At 52.0% G+C, this 18129-nt stretch carries 17 protein-coding genes and 1 pseudogene; 4 read left to right on the forward strand and 14 right to left on the reverse strand.

What is annotated here, in order from left to right; translation table 11 throughout:
- Positions 1–15: 15 nt before the first annotated feature.
- Positions 16–600 carry a uracil-DNA glycosylase family protein gene (locus tag BUQ98_RS11905; protein ID WP_074214012.1) on the reverse strand — a complete coding sequence of 195 codons (585 nt, stop codon included), beginning with the start codon at positions 598–600 and terminating at the stop codon, positions 16–18.
- Positions 601–1506 (reverse strand): D-2-hydroxyacid dehydrogenase, encoded by a 906-nt coding sequence (locus tag BUQ98_RS11910; RefSeq protein WP_074214013.1) that lies wholly within the window; start codon positions 1504–1506, stop codon positions 601–603.
- A gap of 91 nt (positions 1507–1597) precedes the next feature.
- Here BUQ98_RS11910 and BUQ98_RS11915 point away from each other — a divergent pair, with 91 nt between their 5' ends.
- Positions 1598–2188 (forward strand): YjaG family protein, encoded by a 591-nt coding sequence (locus tag BUQ98_RS11915; protein WP_074214014.1) that lies wholly within the window; start codon positions 1598–1600, stop codon positions 2186–2188.
- Between the two features lie 47 nt (positions 2189–2235).
- Here BUQ98_RS11915 and BUQ98_RS11920 read toward each other — a convergent pair whose 3' ends face one another.
- Positions 2236–3324, reverse strand: coding sequence for a CNNM domain-containing protein (locus tag BUQ98_RS11920; RefSeq protein WP_074214015.1), 1089 nt, complete (start codon positions 3322–3324; stop codon positions 2236–2238).
- A 223-nt stretch (positions 3325–3547) separates the two neighbouring features.
- On the opposite strand from BUQ98_RS11920, the gene hupA reads away from it, so the two are divergent.
- Together hupA and BUQ98_RS11930 are read left to right on the forward strand one after the other, a co-directional pair.
- Positions 3548–3820: a nucleoid-associated protein HU-alpha gene (gene hupA, locus BUQ98_RS11925; RefSeq protein ID WP_021024119.1), complete on the forward strand. Its 273-nt coding sequence runs from the start codon at positions 3548–3550 to the stop codon at positions 3818–3820.
- A 57-nt stretch (positions 3821–3877) separates the two neighbouring features.
- The gene (locus BUQ98_RS11930; protein WP_074214016.1) at positions 3878–4552 is read left to right on the forward strand and encodes a DUF1481 domain-containing protein; all 675 of its coding nucleotides are present in this window, start codon (positions 3878–3880) and stop codon (positions 4550–4552) included.
- Between the two features lie 44 nt (positions 4553–4596).
- Here the strand turns inward: BUQ98_RS11930 and purD are convergent, their stop codons facing one another.
- Both purD and purH read right to left on the reverse strand, forming a co-directional pair.
- Positions 4597–5886 carry a phosphoribosylamine--glycine ligase gene (gene purD / locus BUQ98_RS11935; RefSeq protein WP_074214017.1) on the reverse strand — a complete coding sequence of 430 codons (1290 nt, stop codon included), beginning with the start codon at positions 5884–5886 and terminating at the stop codon, positions 4597–4599.
- A gap of 21 nt (positions 5887–5907) precedes the next feature.
- A complete protein-coding gene (gene purH / locus BUQ98_RS11940; protein ID WP_074214018.1) occupies positions 5908–7497 on the reverse strand; it encodes a bifunctional phosphoribosylaminoimidazolecarboxamide formyltransferase/IMP cyclohydrolase in 1590 nt (529 codons plus the stop codon).
- A gap of 240 nt (positions 7498–7737) precedes the next feature.
- Here purH and zntR point away from each other — a divergent pair, with 240 nt between their 5' ends.
- Positions 7738–8196: a Zn(2+)-responsive transcriptional regulator gene (gene zntR, locus BUQ98_RS11945; protein ID WP_254813925.1), complete on the forward strand. Its 459-nt coding sequence runs from the start codon at positions 7738–7740 to the stop codon at positions 8194–8196.
- Between the two features lie 94 nt (positions 8197–8290).
- Here zntR and fis read toward each other — a convergent pair whose 3' ends face one another.
- The 9 genes and pseudogenes from fis to BUQ98_RS11990 form a co-directional block, all read right to left on the reverse strand.
- Positions 8291–8587, reverse strand: a complete 297-nt coding sequence (gene fis / locus BUQ98_RS11950; protein ID WP_021024113.1) for a DNA-binding transcriptional regulator Fis — start codon at positions 8585–8587, stop codon at positions 8291–8293.
- A 22-nt stretch (positions 8588–8609) separates the two neighbouring features.
- Complete coding sequence (gene dusB, locus BUQ98_RS11955; RefSeq protein ID WP_074214020.1) at positions 8610–9575, reverse strand: tRNA dihydrouridine synthase DusB; 966 nt, start codon at positions 9573–9575, stop codon at positions 8610–8612.
- 229 nt (positions 9576–9804) lie between these two features.
- Positions 9805–10692 (reverse strand): 50S ribosomal protein L11 methyltransferase, encoded by an 888-nt coding sequence (gene prmA, locus BUQ98_RS11960; RefSeq protein WP_074214021.1) that lies wholly within the window; start codon positions 10690–10692, stop codon positions 9805–9807.
- A 130-nt stretch (positions 10693–10822) separates the two neighbouring features.
- Positions 10823–12165 (reverse strand): annotated as a pseudogene (accC, locus tag BUQ98_RS11965) (acetyl-CoA carboxylase biotin carboxylase subunit).
- A gap of 10 nt (positions 12166–12175) precedes the next feature.
- Positions 12176–12631 carry an acetyl-CoA carboxylase biotin carboxyl carrier protein gene (accB, locus tag BUQ98_RS11970; protein WP_074214022.1) on the reverse strand — a complete coding sequence of 152 codons (456 nt, stop codon included), beginning with the start codon at positions 12629–12631 and terminating at the stop codon, positions 12176–12178.
- A 25-nt stretch (positions 12632–12656) separates the two neighbouring features.
- Positions 12657–13112 carry a type II 3-dehydroquinate dehydratase gene (gene aroQ / locus BUQ98_RS11975; protein WP_074214023.1) on the reverse strand — a complete coding sequence of 152 codons (456 nt, stop codon included), beginning with the start codon at positions 13110–13112 and terminating at the stop codon, positions 12657–12659.
- A gap of 337 nt (positions 13113–13449) precedes the next feature.
- Positions 13450–15399, reverse strand: coding sequence for an acetate--CoA ligase (gene acs / locus BUQ98_RS11980; protein WP_074214024.1), 1950 nt, complete (start codon positions 15397–15399; stop codon positions 13450–13452).
- Positions 15400–15629: 230 nt separating this feature from the next.
- Positions 15630–16253 (reverse strand): 3'-5' exonuclease, encoded by a 624-nt coding sequence (locus BUQ98_RS11985; RefSeq protein ID WP_074214025.1) that lies wholly within the window; start codon positions 16251–16253, stop codon positions 15630–15632.
- Position 16254: 1 nt separating this feature from the next.
- On the reverse strand, positions 16255–18051 hold the full coding sequence (locus BUQ98_RS11990; RefSeq protein ID WP_074214026.1) for a DUF294 nucleotidyltransferase-like domain-containing protein: 1797 nt from the start codon (positions 18049–18051) through the stop codon (positions 16255–16257).
- Positions 18052–18129: the final 78 nt, after the last annotated feature.

Raw genomic sequence — 18129 nt, forward strand, 5'->3', positions numbered from 1 at the left:
AGCTTGATCCGCCGCTTACTGTAAAGCCTGCTGAACCTGGTGTCGTATCGCGGGCACCACCTCTTCTTCAAACCACAGATTGCGGCGCAACCATAAGGTATTTCTGGGCGAAGGATGAGGCAGCGCAAAGGTATGAGGGGCCCATTGTTGCCACTGCTTAACCGTTTCGGTGAGCGTTTTGGGCTTGTTCGCTAAATAATACTGCTGCGCATACTGGCCTATTAGTAAGGTCACGGAAATCTGAGGTAGATGCGCTTTAATGGCTTGATGCCACACTGGCGCACAAATGCGCGCAGGCGGCAGATCGCCCGACTTGCCTTTGCCTGGGTAACACAGGCCCATTGGCATAATGGCAAACAAATCAGGTTGGTAGAACTGATCACGCGTGACCCCTAACCATTTCCGTAGGCGATCACCACTTGGGTCATTAAATGGCAGCCCGCTTTCGTGCACGCGCCGCCCTGGCGCTTGACCGATAATCAACACCCGAGCGTGTGGACTGGCTTGGATCACCGGGCGAGGTCCGTCAGCCAGCCAATGTTGGCACAAGCGGCATTCACGCGCAGCAGACAACGCCGTGTCCAAATCCGGAAAAGTCATTTAGTACCCTTTATCAAAATCGACGCGATGCGCGAGAGGCTGGCCCGCGTGCCAGCGGCGGTAATTATCCGCAAAGAGGGCAAAAACCTGCTCCGGAAAGCTCACGGCAGCAATATGTGGCGTCACTCTCACGTTTGGGTGTGTCCAAAAGGGGTGCTGTTCAGGCAGTGGCTCTTGTTGCATCACATCCAAGACCGCCAAGTGCAGCTTCTTTTCATCTAATGCGCGCACGAGTGCTGGCTCATCCACCGTGGCTCCACGGCCGACATTGATAAAAAAAAGATGTTGCGCATGCTGCCAAAAAACCGCATTCAGGCATTGGTGCGTTTCTGGCGTGGCGGGCAAGGTACTGACTAAGATATCCACCTCGCTTAGCGTTTGCCTTAACGCCGGTAGTGTCAGAGTCTGTTCAAACCCGTCGACTGGACGTCCATCTTGGTTGATGCCAAGTACCGTCATACCAAAAGCACGAGCGACGGTAGAAATATGTTGACCAATAGCACCTGTTCCTAAAATGGCGAGCGTTTGCCCGTGCAATGATCGGTAAGGCTGAGGTTGCCAGCGACACTGAGCTTGCTGTTCCGCGTACTGACCAAGATGTCGGGTGTCCGTGAGTATGTGTCCGAAGACATATTCGGCCATCAGTGCCCCGAATATTCCTCTGACATTGGTCAACTGATAACCGCGTTGAGGGGCGTGGATTAATGCATCAACCCCCGCAAACGTTGACTGTAACCAGCGTAGCTGCTCAGCGTGGGGGAGTTGAGGGGCTGCAAGCGGCGGATCGGCCAACCAGATACTGGCCTCGTCTGCGGATGTAGTGATAGCGAGATCGGGGAGCTGAGCCGCTTTAATCAACTGGTAGTAGGTTTTAGCATGCTCGCTGATAACGTAAACTTTATCCACAAAGGCTCCTTTTTATGGTTGTGGGAATCAAGTACACTGAGCGCATTCAATGAGGACAACACTCCTTCCCGCTATTAAAGATCAACTGGCTATGTTACGAAACCCTTTACAACTACGTTTGGAAAAATGTGAGAATTGGCAGCATATTAGTTTTATGGCTGCGCTGGTGGAACGTATGGTTCCGAACTACGCGCTTTTCTGTGCCCAAACTGAATTTGCCGATCCGCAAGCGTTTCGCAATATTCTTGATGCGGTCTGGGAATCACAAACCGTCAAAACGGCCAAGATTGATTTTGAGCGCCAACTGGAAAAGCTGGAGCCATTGATCCCTGAGGCCAATGATCATGGTATTTACCTGACTTATCCGGCGATTGATGCTTGTGTTGCGCTTTCTCAGCTTCTTCATGCATTACTTGATCGTGATGAAATGTTACCTATTACCCTAAAGGTGTCGCAGCAATCCATACACAGCGTGGCCCAGCTTGAAGAAGCGCAAACAGGTCTTGTGGTAACGGATGAGAATCAAAAGTCCATCGAGGCGATTTGTGAGGAGTGGGATGCCCAATGGGCTATCTTTCGCGTGCTGAAAAGCGCTGAAAGCCGTGATGTGGATATGATTAAAGGGATCCGTCAGGAGTTGCGAGAGGCAGGCGTCAGCAATCTCGGACTGAGTGTTGAGTAAGCTCACCTCCTCCCCTCAGAAAGGGCGGCTTTAGCCGCCTTTTCTGATCATGACTCATCGCTATGTCGTTGCACCGGTGGTTCATCGTCATCTTGGCTTTCAATCATATTGTGCTGCTTCTTCCAGGCATCCCAACGCTGATAAGCCAGTTGTTGCATATCAGTCACCGTGTCCGCCTCATCGATAATTTCTCTTCCGGTTAGGTACTCAAAAATGTCTTCGAGCGTGATAATGCCTTGCACCGTGCCATACTCGTCGACAATCATCGCCAGCTGAGCGCGACGGATCATTAATATATCAAATGCTTGCAACACACTGTTGCCGGGTAAGATCACCGCGAGTGGACGCATTAAATGGCCTAATGGGGTCTGTCCTGCGCCTTGTGTTTTGGCTTCATAGATATTGGATTTGTGAACAAAGCCTAAAATATCGTCGCGTTGTTCACCATAAACTAATGGACGAGAGAAAGGGCAGTCACTGTGCTCGTCGAGGAAGGTATTCACATCCATCTCGGCAGGAATGCGAAACAGTACCGGGCGCGGTGTCATCAGCTGCGTGGCGGGAAGATCACGTAACTTCAGCATATTATTGAGCATCTGCGTTTCATCTTCGCCCATCTCACCACTTTCTGACGCCAGCATTGCCATCGCTGAAATTTCATCACGCAGTTTGACATGGGTGGTGTCCGCGCTGAGACGCTTAGTAATCTGCTCAGATAGCCACACGAACGGCGTGAGCGCCCACACCATCCATTTGAGCACCAGCGCCGCCCCAGGTGCCAATTGCGGCCAGAAGTTCGCGCCAATGGTTTTGGGAATGATTTCTGAGAGAAGCAGAATCGCGAGTGTGAGCACGGCGGAGAATACGCCGACCCACGCATCACCAAAGACATGCGCCGCTTGTGCACCGGCTCCTGCCGCCCCCACAGTATGGGCAATGGTATTGAGTGTCAGAATAGAGGCCAGTGGCCGGTCAATATCCTTTTTGAGCGCATTGAGACGCTCGGCGGCAGGGTGACCTTGATGGCGAAGGTTCGCAATGTAGCTGGGTGTGATGCTAAGCAAAATCGCTTCGAGCACGGAGCACACAAAAGAGACACCAATAGAAAGCGAAATAAAAAGGACCAGAATGAGCATAGGTTCCCAGAGTTAAAAGTCAGTCAACATCCTAAAGATCAGGCCATTGGCGGGCTTTTACAACCATTCAACTGAGAAAAAACGCAACAAATTGTGAGATCGCGCTCAGTTTGTGGTTAAAGAGCCTCCATACAACCACACAGAGCGCCACAAACCTTTGCCAGCCGGGCTTCTTTTGAATTAGAGTGACTTCGTCTCTAAAAAACCTAGAAGGGAAGACATAATGAACAAAACCCAACTGATCGACCTGATCGCAGAAAAAGCGGAACTTTCAAAAGCACAAGCGAAAACAGCCTTGGAAGCGACTTTGGGCGGTATTGAAGGTGCCTTGAAAGAAGGTGAACAGGTACAACTGATTGGCTTCGGTACGTTTAAATTGAACCATCGTGCAGCACGCACCGGTCGTAACCCACAAACGGGTCAAGAAATTCAAATCGCTGCGGCAAACGTGCCAGCGTTTGTGGCGGGTAAAGCGCTAAAAGACGCGGTTAAGTAAGCGCTATTCTCATATCGCCATAGCCTTCGCTATGGCGTTTTTGTATCTGGATTCGCGATGCGCTTCAAATTATGGGTCGTTGCCCTGCTGATGGCTCTTGTCGGGTGCTCTAGCGGTAAGCCGCCAAAGCCTGTTACACACACCACTGCTTTCGCAGCGGGAGACTATCGCGCCGTTTATTGGTTAGATAGCCAACAGGGGCAAGTCATCGGCCTTGCTGAGAAAACGTGGCAAGGAGACTACGGTCAGTATCGTAGTGAATATGCTTGGCGAGCAGGCAGCCTTCGTGCGCTAAAGCGTGAGGGGGAAAAGCTGGTTGATAACCGCTTGGTGCCTTTTTCGACTCATGTACGGTTTGACGCCAATGGCGAGCCGGTTTTTCAGCGTTATCATCAAGGTGATGCCCTCTTGCCTTTAGACAGTGCGACCCTGTCCCGCCTATATCAAGAAGCCAATCAAATCCAGCGCCAAGCGCAGGCGCAATTAGCCAATAATGTCTCTGTGCTGCAAGCGCAGCGACAAGGCGAGTACTGGGTGGATTGTGACAATGACCGTCAGCGCTGGGCTTTCTCCGAGGCGATAGGGCCGAGTGTGATTCAACGCCTTAATCAGCCTGGCACATTTGTGATAGCTGGTGGTAGTCCGAGCATTGGTCGCGATCACATCGCATTTGTGGTGCATGTTGAGGATGGGAAGCTGTGTTTGCAGCGCCCCCGCTTGCTCGACGAATAAAAAATGCGCCCTGTTGGCGCATTTTTAGTTTAATACGCTCACACTCATGTGAGTGTTTGCTCGCGTGATACCGCACGGTGAGCGATGTCATTGCGGTAGAAGCAGCCAGGCCAATAAATCAAGGCGGCGAGCGCATCAGCGCTTTGTTTGGCGACGGTAACGCTGTCGCCTAATGCGGTAGCGCAGAGTACACGTCCGCCAGCGGTCACCACATCGCCGTTTTTCAGCGCGGTACCGGCATGGAACACCTTGGCGTTATCGCTATCGGTAGGAAGTCCAGTGATACGATCCCCTTTACGGTATTCACCTGGATAACCGCCTGCGGCCAATACCACACCAACCGCTGCACGCGGGTCCCATTTAGATTCTACTTTATCAAGGCGTCCTTCGCTGCCAGCGAGGCAAAGCTCAACCAGGTCGGATTGCAAACGCATCATGATAGGCTGGGTTTCGGGGTCGCCAAAGCGGCAGTTAAACTCAATCACTTTGGGCGTGCCATCGGCGGCGATCATCAATCCGGCGTACAAAAAGCCGGTATAGGGCGCACCATCCGCATGCATCCCTTTGACGGTGGGCATAATCACCTCGTCCATCACCCGTTGGTGAATGGCGTCGGTGACCACGGGGGCGGGTGAGTATGCGCCCATGCCGCCGGTATTGAGGCCGGTATCGCCTTCACCGACCCGTTTATGGTCTTGGCTGGTGGCCATCGGTAGCACATGCTCGCCATCCACCATGACGATAAAGCTTGCTTCTTCGCCTTGTAGGAACTCTTCTATCACCACACGGTGACCGGCTTCACCAAATGCATTGCCCGAGAGCATATCATGCACGGCGTCGGTCGCTTCTTGCTCGGTCATCGCCACAATCACTCCTTTCCCGGCGGCAAGGCCATCGGCTTTGACCACAATAGGCGCGCCTTTTTCTGCGATGTAGGCCAGTGCGGGCTCAACCTTGGAAAAGGTTTGGTAGTCGGCGGTGGGAATACCGTGACGCGCCAGAAAATCTTTGCTGAATGCCTTCGAGCCCTCAAGCTGCGCGGCGGCTTGGGTAGGGCCAAATATCGCTAAGCCGTGCTCACGGAAGGCATCAACCACGCCTAAGACCAGTGGCGCTTCTGGACCGACAATCGTCAGGCCAATCTGTTGCTCACGGGCAAAGGCCAGTAACCCCTCGACGTCGTCGGCGGCGATAGCGATGTTGCTCAACTTGGCCTCATGCGCGGTGCCGGCATTTCCCGGTGCGCAGTAAATGGTCTCGATCTTTGGGGACTGAGCGGCTTTCCACGCCAAGGCATGCTCGCGGCCACCACCACCAATCACTAATACCTTCATGTTTTCTCCTTCATCGCCTGCTTAGTGGCGGAAATGGCGCATACCGGTAAAGACCATCGCCATGCCGTGCTCATTGGCAGCGGCAATCACTTCGTCATCACGCATTGATCCACCCGGTTGGATCACGCAGGTGATCCCCGCGTCAGCTGCCGCATCAATGCCGTCACGGAAGGGGAAGAAGGCATCAGAAGCCATCACGCTACCGGCTACTTCCAGATTTTCATCGGCCGCTTTGATGCCGGCAATTTTCGCTGAGTAGACGCGGCTCATTTGGCCGGCGCCCACGCCGATGGTCATGCTGTTTTTGGCATACACAATCGCATTGGATTTCACGTATTTTGCCACTTTCCAGCAAAATAGCGCATCGTTTAGCTCTTTGTCTGTGGGCTGGCGCTCAGTGACAATGCGTAAATCGTCCAAGCCGACCATGCCTTGGTCGCGGGCTTGGATCAACAAACCTCCGTTCACTCGCTTGCTGTCCCAGCCAGTGGTACGCGCTTGCCATTGACCACATTCTAGCAGACGAACGTTTTTCTTGGCCGCGACTGCGGCTTTGGCGGCTTCACTGATCCGTGGCGCGATGATCACTTCAACAAATTGACGTTCGACAATGGCTTGCGCCGTGTCGCCGTCCAGCTCACGGTTAAAGGCAATGATGCCACCAAATGCCGAGGTCGGGTCGGTTTGATAAGCGCGTTGGTAGGCGCTGAGTAAGTCTTCGCCAATGGCGACGCCACAGGGATTGGCATGCTTTACAATCACACAGGTAGGTTGTTCGAACTCTTTCACGCACTCCAATGCCGCATCGGTGTCGGCGATATTGTTATAAGACAGCGCTTTGCCTTGGAGTTGAGTGGCTGTGGCCACCGAGGCTTCTTGCGGGTGGGCTTCGCTATAAAAGGCGCCTGCCTGATGGCTGTTCTCACCATAGCGCATGTCTTGTTTTTTCACCCAATGCTGGGTCAGGGTGCGCGGGAATGGCGAGTCTTGGCTGTCTTCTGCGTGATGATAGGCAGGCACTTGAGTACCAAAGTAGTTGGCAATCATCGCATCGTAGGCCGCGGTGTGCTCAAACGCGGCAATCGCCAAATCAAAGCGGGTGGCATGCGTCAGAGATTGCTGGTGCTGATCCATTTCGGTGAGCACGCGATCATAGTCTTGGCTGTTCACCACAATGGTGACGTCGGCATGGTTTTTCGCCGCTGAACGCACCATGGTCGGGCCGCCAATATCGATATTCTCGATGGCTTGCTCGCGAGTGCAGTCTGGGTTGGCAACGGTTTGTGCGAACGGGTAGAGATTTACCACCACCATATCAATCGGCGCGATCTGATGGCGTTCCATCACCGCGTCGTCTTGACCGCGTCGGCCCAAAATGCCGCCGTGAATTGTCGGATGGAGGGTTTTCACTCGGCCATCCATCATTTCTGGGAAGCCGGTATGCTCGGAGACTTCGGTGACCGCAAGGCCGTTTTCTGCGAGTAAACGGGCCGTACCGCCGGTCGATAGCAGTTCGACACCGCGTTGGGCGAGTGCTTGGGCAAACTCGACCACACCGGATTTATCAGACACGCTGATTAACGCGCGACGAATAGGACGCAGATTTTCCATGGCTTAGTTCTCTTCACTGACAGATTGAATGCTTATCAAAGCTCTCCATGTATAACAATAGGGATGAGCTTTATTAAACCGCCAATTGCCAAAGCGGCGTTATTCTATCTGATTTTATTTGCGCAATCGATTGCTATTTGAGGATGGCGACATTTTTATCGCTTTTACACGTCGTCAAATTCTTGTGTTCGTGCAATGCTGGTCATAACGCCTCGCCTTTGCTACAAAAAGAGTCATCCAATGGGGTCAGGAAGAGGAGCGGTGATGACCAAGTTGCTGCAAATAGGTGAGCTTGCCAAGCATTGTGGTGTCTCCACCGATACATTGCGTTTTTATGAAAAGTCAGGTTTGCTGGCGCCCAGTGCGCGCACCGAAGGCGGATACCGGCTCTATGCTGATGATGCCATTAGCCAGGTAATGTTTATTTTACGTGGCAAAGAGATGGGGTTATCGCTCGATGAGATCCACGAGCTGTCTGATATTCGCGAAGAAGCCACCTTACACACTTGCGCGGAAGTGAAAGGGATCACCCAGCGGCGCTTAAACGAGGTCTCAGAGAAGATTGCGGCGCTTGAGCGGGTCAAACATGCCCTCACACGTTTAAACGCTGCCTGCTGCGGTATGGAGGACGATGACGCGACCCATTGCTCGATATTAGAAACCCTGGCGGACAGTGAAGACTCGAATTCGTGTTGCTAAAGCCGCAGTGAGAGCCAGTGAAATCAGCGGCAGACAAAAACGGGCTAACCGGTTGACGGCTAGCCCGTTTGACATCAGCCAAACTAATGGTTGATTAGTTCATGCCGTATTTTTTCAGTTTCTTACGCAATGTACCGCGGTTGATGCCCATCATGGTGGCTGCGCGGGTTTGGTTGCCGCGGGTGTATTGCATGATGGTATCCAGCAGTGGCTGCTCAACTTCTGCGAGGACAAGCTCATACAGATCGTTGACTTCCTGGCCATTCAATTGCGCGAGGTAGTTCTTCAAGGACGCTTTTACAGAGTCACGAAGTGGCTTTTGCGTAATTTGATCTTGTGAAGTTACAGTTGTTACTGTCAATGTTTCGGAAGTCAGGTTTTGTTCGAACATATTCTGTCAGCTCTTCTCGTATTTATGCAACGTTGTCGAAGTAGCCTTGCAGCGCATCGATCTGCTGGTGTGCATCCTCGATTGCGTTGAAGGTGCGGCGAAAGTCGCCTATTTGATCATGCTCTTTCAGGTACCAGCCCACGTGCTTACGGGCGATACGTAATCCTTTAAGCTCCCCATAAAACTGATGAAGCTCGTGAACATGACCCAACAAAATTGTCCTCACCTCTTCTAACGAAGGGGCAGGCAAGTGCTCACCTGTGGTGAGATAGTGGTGGATTTCGCGAAAAATCCACGGGCGTCCCTGAGCAGGGCGACCAATCATTACGGCATCTGCACCTGTGTAGTCGAGGACATACCGGGCTTTTTCTGGTGAGTCAATGTCGCCATTGGCGATCACCGGAATCGATACCGCTGCTTTCGCAGCTTTAATGCTGTCGTACTCTGCCTCGCCTTTGTACATGCAGGCACGCGTACGGCCGTGCAGTGCAAGGGCTTGGATACCACAATCTTCCGCCATCCGGGCGATCGTTACACAGTTCTTATTATCCGGATCCCAGCCTGTTCGAGTTTTCAGTGTTACCGGAACATCCACCGCGTTAACCGTGGCTGTTAGGATTTGCTCAATGAGATCAGGCCGAGTTAGCAAGGCAGAGCCTGCTAACTTTTTATTGACCTTTTTCATCGGGCAACCCATGTTAATGTCGATAACTTGTGCCCCGTTCTCGACACAAAACCGTGCCGCCTCAGCCATGAGCTCTGGTTCGGCACCAGCAATTTGCACCGAGCGCAAACCGGATTCGTCAATATGAACCATGCGCTTTTGCGATTTGCTCGTTCCCCATAAAGCTGGATTGGATGACATCATTTCACTGATAGCCATGCCCGCACCATGCGCGAGACATAACTCACGAAATGGTCGGTCTGTCACGCCGGCCATTGGGGCGACGATCAAGGGGACATCCAGGGTGTAAGGTCCGATACGCAAAAGCTCTAAATCCTCTTCAGCCGCTCTGAGTCAGCAAGGGCGCGCATTTTACGCATTTTTTCAGCATCTGAAAAGGACAATATTTGAGCATTGATGGCTTGATTTTTACAGCACTTTTTGTATCAGGTGCGTTTCGTCGATTAATCAAGCAGTTCGAGTAGCACATTGATAATGGCTTACCGATAATTGCCTAGGTCACGGTAAGCCCGTTGGAAAGTAATCTAGCCAGTTATACTGACAAGTGACCACTGATCCGGCACCACTCTTCACGCTCGACAATCGGATCCAGCGTCAATGTGTCGCGATAATAACTCGCCACGTCATTGGCTTGCGTTTCCAACACCCCTGACATCGCTAATTGGCCTGTCGGCTTGATCAGCCCTTTGATCACATCGGAGAGATCACGCAGTGGCTCAGCGAGAATATTGGCCACGACCACATCGGCTTTGAGATCGGCCGGTTGGTCTTTAGGAAGATACAGCTGCAGTTGGGCAGCCACACCATTTCGCTCAGCGTTATCTTTTGATGCCAGTAACGCTTGAGGATCGATATCAATGCCAATCACACGCTCGGCACCGAGTTTGATCGCAGCAATGGCGAGAATACCCGAGCCACAGCCAAAGTCGATCACGGTTTTACCGCTAAGCTCTAAGCTGTCTAGCCATTCTAGACACAGGGCGGTCGTAGGATGAGAGCCGGTACCAAATGCCAGTCCTGGGTCGAGCATTACGTTAACCGCGTTGTCATCAGGTACCTCACACCAGGTTGGACAGATCCATAAACGTTCACCGAACTGGATGGGCTTAAAGTTATCCATCCAAGCGCGTGTCCAGTCTTTGTCTTCCAGTTGTTCGATTTTGTATGCGAAGTCGTCGGAAAGTAGTGGGCTGGCTTTTAAAATGGCAAGCACATCGCTCATCTCAGCTTGTGCGTCGTACAATGCCATAATATCGGTTTCGCCCCACAGTCGTGTCTCTCCGGGGAGAGGCTCAAACACAGGCGTATCTTTGGCGTCTAAAAAGGTGACAGAGAGCGCACCGGCTTCTTCCATCAGTAGGTCGCCAATTGCCTCAGCATTGTTGGCCGTCGCATTGAGTTTAAGTTGGATCCAAGGCATGGTGAATCTCGTGTCGAAAAAGGAATCAACAGCATTTTATCAGATCAAGCTTGAACACGCTGCATACAAAAACGACCTACAAATATGCAGGTCGCTTTATTCTCGGGTGGTTATACGCGTTCGCGTATTTTTACGATAAGCCGAGCTTTTTCTCGAGGTAATGAATGTTGGCACCGCCATGTTGGAAGTGTTCGTCATTCATAATATCGATCTGTAGCGGGATATTGGTTTTGATTCCGTCAATCACGGTTTCTGCTAGGGCATTACGCATACGTGCAATCGCCACGTCACGATTTTCACCGTAGCAAATCAGTTTGCCGACCATGGAGTCATAGTGGGGCGGCACATGATAACCTGTGTAGATATGCGATTCCCAGCGCACGCCCATCCCCCCAGGGGAATGAAAGCGTTGGATTTGTCCTGGGCTTGGGATAAAGCGCTCAGGATCTTCCGCGTTGATACGGCATTCCACCGCGTGGCCACGGATTTGAATATCTTCTTGAGTAAACGACAGTGGCTGGCCCGCGGCAATACGGAGTTGCTCTTTGACCAAGTCGACGCCGGTGACCATTTCGGTGACAGGATGCTCTACTTGGATACGGGTGTTCATCTCAATGAAGTAGAACTCGCCATTTTCGTATAAGAACTCAAAAGTACCGGCACCGCGATATCCAATCTCGACACAAGCTCGGCAGCAACGATCGCCGATGAACTTACGCATTTCCGCGGTGATACCTGGCGCAGGGGCTTCCTCGACCACCTTCTGATGACGGCGTTGCATCGAGCAATCGCGTTCACCCAAGTGAATGGCGCCACCTTGGCCGTCAGCCAAAACCTGAACTTCAACATGGCGTGGGTTCTCGAGGAACTTCTCCATGTAGACCATATCGTTGCTAAAGGCTGATTTGGCTTCCGCTCGGGTCATGGCAATCGCGTCAACGAGCTCACCTTCGGAACGCACCACACGCATGCCACGGCCGCCACCCCCCCTGAGGCTTTGATGATCACCGGATAGCCGATACGTTTGGCAATGGTTTTGTTTTTTTCTTGATCGCTACCCAACGGGCCGTCAGAGCCTGGTACGCATGGCACACCCGCTTTTTTCATGGCTTCTATTGCCGAGACTTTATCCCCCATGAGGCGAATGGTGTCTGCTCTTGGGCCCACGAAAACAAAACCCGACCGTTCGACTTGCTCGGCGAAGTCGGCGTTTTCTGACAAGAAACCGTATCCCGGATGAATCGCCACGGCACCGGTAATTTCCGCGGCACTAATAATGCGTGGGATATTCAGGTAGCTTTGGTTACTTGGCGCTGGACCAATACAGACGGTTTCATCGGCCAACAGGACGTGTTTTAGGTCACGGTCGGCGGTGGAATGCACCGCGACTGTCTTAATACCTAGCTCTTTACAAGCACGCAAAATACGCAGTGCAATTTCACCGCGGTTAGCGATTACAATTTTATCTAACATGCGCCCTCGCTTATTCGATGATCACGAGTGGTTCGTCGAACTCAACAGGCTGACCGTCTTCACACAGAATGGCTTTCACCACACCACTTTTGTCGGCTTGGATCTGGTTCATCATTTTCATTGCTTCCACGATGCATAACGCATCGCCTTCATTGACACGGCTTCCCACTTCGACAAACGCCGAAGACTCAGGGCTTGGTGCACGATAGAAGGTACCGACCATCGGGGAAAGGACTTGATGCCCCGTTGGTTGAGGTGCGCTTGCAGGCTCGGCAGCCGGTGCTTCAGGCGCGGGTGCAGGGGCTGGCGCTGCCGGTGCTGCATACTGAGGCGCGGCCATTTGTGCATGAGCGACCGGTGAAGAACGGCTGATTCGCACCGACTCTTCGCCTTCGGCGATTTCTAGCTCCGAGATGCCGGACTCTTCGACAAGTTCGATCAGTTTCTTAATCTTACGGATATCCATGATAGGTCTCTTCTTATGTTTTGTTTTACTCAGCCGCAAGCGCTAAATGTCGTGCGGCAGCTGTTAGGGCGAATTCGTAACCATCAGCGCCAAGCCCACTGATCACGCCTACCGCTTTATCCGACAGGTATGAATGGTGTCGAAAAGATTCGCGGGCATAGACATTGGATAGATGCACTTCAATAAAGGGGATGTTGACCCCGAGTAGTGCGTCACGCAGTGCCACTGAGGTATGAGTCAGGGCGGCTGGGTTAATAATGATAAAAGCCACTGAGTCCATTGCTTGGTGGATTTTATCGATTAAGCTGGCTTCGCTATTGGATTGAAAGTGCTCAAGAGCCAACGCCAAGGTAGCAGCTTGCGCCTCTAAAGCGGCCATGATCTGGTCTAACGTTTGAGAGCCATAGTGTTCAGGTTCACGTTGGCCGAGCAAATTAAGGTTAGGGCCATTTAGGACTAAAACTTGGTTTCTTGTAGGCATCTTGACGCTTACTTCTCCTATTTGCTGACATTGTTCAGCTTTGTGCGGATTCCAGCTAGAGAGCATGCTGTGACGGTACACAGTACGCAATTTTGTCCTTAGTGAGGTCAATTATAGAGAATTCACCACAAATCGCAGCAAAATACTGGTCTAATCAGCACACTTTGCCTTTATGGTGTAGCAAAGTTGGGCTCTGATGTCGATTTGTCGTTGGTTGAGACATTTTGTGATTGCTTTTTTGTGTGATTGCAGGGGGGAGAAAGAGTTCATTTTGCTCGCCGATCGGGATCAAAAAAGCCGCCCGAAGGCGGCAAGGGTTGCTAAGCAAGCGAATGTGTTACACCACACTTTCTTTTTCTGCGATGAGTTTATCGACCACACTGGGATCCGCCAGTGTGGAAGTGTCGCCTAAGCTACCGGTATCGCCAGTGGCAATTTTACGCAAAATGCGACGCATGATCTTACCGGAACGGGTTTTCGGTAATGCGTCGGTCCAATGAATAAAGTCTGGCGTCGCAATGGGGCCGATTTCTTTACGTACCCACTCTTTCACCTCTTTGTACAACTCGGCACTTGGGAGTTCCCCTGCGTTGAGGGTGATATAAGCATAAATGGCCTGTCCCTTAATATCGTGCGGGACACCGACAATGGCAGCCTCTGCAATTTTATTAAAGGCCACCAGTGCCGATTCCACCTCAGCGGTGCCCATGCGGTGACCTGAAATATTGAGTACGTCATCGACGCGGCCGGTGATCCAGTAATAGCCGTCTTCATCACGACGGGCGCCGTCACCGGTAAAATACATCCCTTTAAAGGTAGAAAAGTAGGTTTGTTCGAAGCGGTCGTGATCGCCAAATACGGTACGCATTTGTCCTGGCCATGAGTCCAGCATCACCAGGTTACCTTCAGCCGCGCCATCAAGCAGGTTGCCCATGTTATCGACCAATGCAGGTTGGACCCCAAAGAAAGGACGCGTGGCTGAACCCGGTTTTAGCGCGGTGGCGCCAGGCAGTGGTGTAATCAAGATCCCACCGGTTTCCGTTTGCCACCACGTATCGACGATCGGGCAGGCTTGGTTGCCAATGGTGTTGTGATACCACTCCCAAGCCTCAGGGTTGATGGGCTCACCCACCGAGCCCATGATCCGCAGTGAGTCGCGTTGGGTGCCAGCGACCGCTTCGTGGCCTTTTGCCATTAATGCGCGAATCGCGGTGGGGGCGGTGTAAAGGATATTAACTTGGTGTTTATCGACGACCTCACTCATACGGGCCGTGGTTGGATAGGTGGGGACGCCTTCAAACAAGATGGTTTTGGCGCCATTAGCGAGGGGGCCATAGACTAAGTAACTGTGGCCGGTAATCCAGCCAACATCGGCGGTACACCAAAAGACGTCGCCGTCTTGATAGTCAAACACATACTTGAAGGTCATGGCAGCGTAAACAAGATAGCCACCAGTGGTATGGAGCACGCCCTTTGGTGTGCCCGTTGAGCCGGAGGTGTAGAGAATAAAAAGCGGATCCTCCGCATTCATTTCTTCGGCGGGACAATCCACCGACACATTTTCGGTTGCATCGTGCCACCAAACGTCACGGTGGCTATGCCAATCAATATCGCCACCTGTACGCTTATACACCATGACTTTTTCTATCGATTTGACGTTGGGATTCGCTAGGGCCTCATCCACGTTTTTCTTCAGTGGCACGGCACGTCCCCCGCGGACACCTTCATCTGCGGTGATCACGATTTTCGCATTAGAGTCGACAATACGACCGGCCAAGGCTTCTGGTGAAAAGCCCCCGAAGACGACAGTATGAACCGCACCAATACGGGCACAGGCAAGCATGGCAACGGCCGCTTCCATGACCATTGGCATGTATAGACAAACCACGTCGCCTTTCTTGACGCCTTGCGCTTTTAGCGCATTGGAAAACCGGCCAACGTGCTCGTACAGAGCTTGATAGGTCAGGGTTGCATCGTCTTTTGGATCGTCCCCTTCCCAGATCAGTGCCACTTGGTCGCCTTTGTCTTTGAGGTGGCGGTCAATACAGTTGGCTGCGACGTTCAGGCTTCCGTCTTCAAACCAACGAATAGCTACATGGCCGGTGTCAAAGGAGGTATGTTTGACCTGGGTATAAGGTTTGATCCAATCAATTATCTGCCCTTGCTCGCGCCAAAAGCCTTCAGGGTCGGTGATTGACTGCTGATAGAGCGCTTGATACTTGGCTTCATCAGCGTGTGCCTTTTGCGCAATTGAAGGCATGACGGGGTATACGTGACTATCGCTCATCCTGTTTCTCCTCGTGTCCGCGATGCTCCACGCGGCGCTTCCATGTCATGATATGTCAGGCGTTACCGCTGCCTGGAAAATGAAAACCATGCTGTAAAGGTGTGATATAAAAAGTTATCCGGCAATTAGACTTTAGGATGAGCACATTGATTTTTAAGCGGTTTATCCAGTTGTCGGGCCAGATAGTGAGGGAGGGATCTCATTTTACGTGTGCCGAATGGTGACGATGACTACTTAGATTGTGGGATGGGCATGTCTCCTTGGGTCAGACGGACATAAATCAGCGCCGCAGCCAATGCATCATCCAAGGCATCATGGCGCGCGGGGAGTGGGAGATCAAGATGACGGCTGATAGCCTCCATGCTGATGTCGTGATAAGCATTGGGAAGCAGGCGCTCGAGCTTACGTTGGTAGATATCACTGACTTCGATCAGTGGATTGGGAAGCGGAAAGCCAAGATGTTGACGCGCGTAACGGTCGAGAATGCTTTTATCGTAGCGAATATGGTAACCAACGAGGGGGTGGTTACCGATAAATGCAATCAGTGACGTCATTGCTTGCGCGGCACTGACGCCATGAGAGAGATCTTGATGGCGTAATTGGTGAATGCGCACCGAACCGGCGTTTAAGCTTTGGGGGGCGACGAGTGTGAGCGTCAATGCTTGGCTGGTCAGGATGCGATGCCCTCTAATAGGCGTTGCTGCGATGGTTACCAGCTCTGCACGCGCCGGATCCAAGCTGGTGGTTTCGCAGTCGAGCGAGATCAGGGTACGCTTGTCCGGTGGCAAAAAGAGTGCACGGTAAGGTGAGTGCCTCAAACGGTAGCGATGCCACTGACGGGTGAACCAATTCATGTTAATCCCTCACGTGATAATGGAACGCGAGCGATTCTTTAAACTTTTTCACCACATGAAGCCCGTGGCGCAGAAGGTCCCGTTCACTTGAGGGTAAGCGTGCAACATCCAGGCAGTTGTTTTGTGGTTCACCATTGAGTTGCTGACGCAGGCGCAGACGAATAAACAGCTTTAAAGCCTCGGAGAGGTTCTCTGCGGTCTCTTCCGCGAGTGTGCCCAACTTGGCAAGCTGTTCGAGGCGGTCAAAGGTATTAGTTTCACGGATGCCTTTTTCCATGCTCATGGTGCGTACACCATGCACAATGGGGAAAATCCCGCCTTTTTTAATGTCTAGTCCCTCTTTGCTGCTTTTGAGAGAGCCAAATACGGTTAGAGGAACACGAAAGGCTAAGGCGGGACGCACAAAGGTATTGAGCGTTAACATGTTGTCGGTCAAGGTGTCACTGAGTGGTACTTGGATGGCGTTGATCAGGGTAAGATCACCGGCGATGGGATGGCTGTCAGCAAGAATAGCCAAATCCATGACACTTTGATAGTTGGCGCTTTGAGCGAGATTACGCACGGTTTGCTGCCATTGTACGGCGGTTTTCACCCATTTAGGGTTGCTAACCATTACATTGCCCGGGCAGGGTGGATAACCGAGCTGATACAAGGTGTGTGAAAAGGTCTCCATCACTTGCTGACAATCAGGCCAGTCTAGATTGTCTGCCAGGATCAATGCGTTGTCTTGGTCCGTTTTTAGCACCTGTTCGCCGCGCCCTTCAGAGCCCATCACCACCAAGCAGCACTGGTTTTGATAGGCCTCAGGCACCAGTAACCGAAAGGCTTTTTCCATGATTTGTTCATTGACGGTAGCGATAAGCTGCATGACAAAGCGAGTGTGGATACCATTATTAAACAGGGTATGAACCAATTTACTTTGGCTGTTTGCCGCCACCACCAATTCATCAATCGTTTGGGCGCGTGCGATTTGTAGATTGAGTACGTGTGAATGGGTTGAGAATAGACTTAACACTTGGGGGAGATCGAGCATGCCGACGGTGTGTCCTTGGCCATCGATCACGCGGACCCGTTTTACCCGTTGGCGGGTCATGCTGATCATGGCATGAAAAAGGAAATCACCTCGCTCGACACTGATCACCGGTTGGGTGGCAACCTCTCCGACTGGCACTGATTGATCGTGACCTTCTAGGACTAATGCGTGTAATAAGTTAGTACGCGTAATGATCCCACACTCTCCCTCGTCAAAATCGACCAAAGCGCAGTCGCAGCGCTCGGCTTTCATCTGGGCTGTCGCGTCTTTGAGTGGCAAATGGGGAGAGACACAAAGTGCGGGTTGGATGTTGCTATCATCAATCCTTGTGAGCATAAACTCGGCGAGATTTTGCTGTTGGCGGGCTTGTACCATCAGCGCTTGCCGGCGTTGTAAATTGGTATCAAAGTAACCGCGGAAGTCTTGATTATTATGATAGATAGCAAGAAACACCTCGGCGGGTAGTAGGTGACAGAGCGTATCCTCTAGTGCGCGGTATTGATGCTTGGCGGTGCCATGCAGGAGTGAGGGTACATCAAATAGATCGTCGGTCGTGTAGTGAGACAGCACTTCCTTACCATCTTCGGAGGCTTCTTCAACACTCCCTTTGATAATAATAAAGAGTTGTTCTCCCGTATCTCCCGCCTGTATCAGGGTGTCGCCACGGCGAAAGTAGCCCACATCAAGCGCTTGCCGACATTGTTTCACTTGTTGCTGGGTCAGGCTGTCAAAGGGCGCATGAGAGGTGTCAAAAGGTTCAGGCATCGTCGCACTCCTCACTGTGATAATGACAGTGTGTCCTACCCCAGCGGATCCCGCTAGCCGACTTTAGTCTAGCCAGCG

It is taken from the genome of Salinivibrio sp. ES.052 (assembly GCF_900141775.1).
Taxonomy (GTDB): domain Bacteria; phylum Pseudomonadota; class Gammaproteobacteria; order Enterobacterales; family Vibrionaceae; genus Salinivibrio.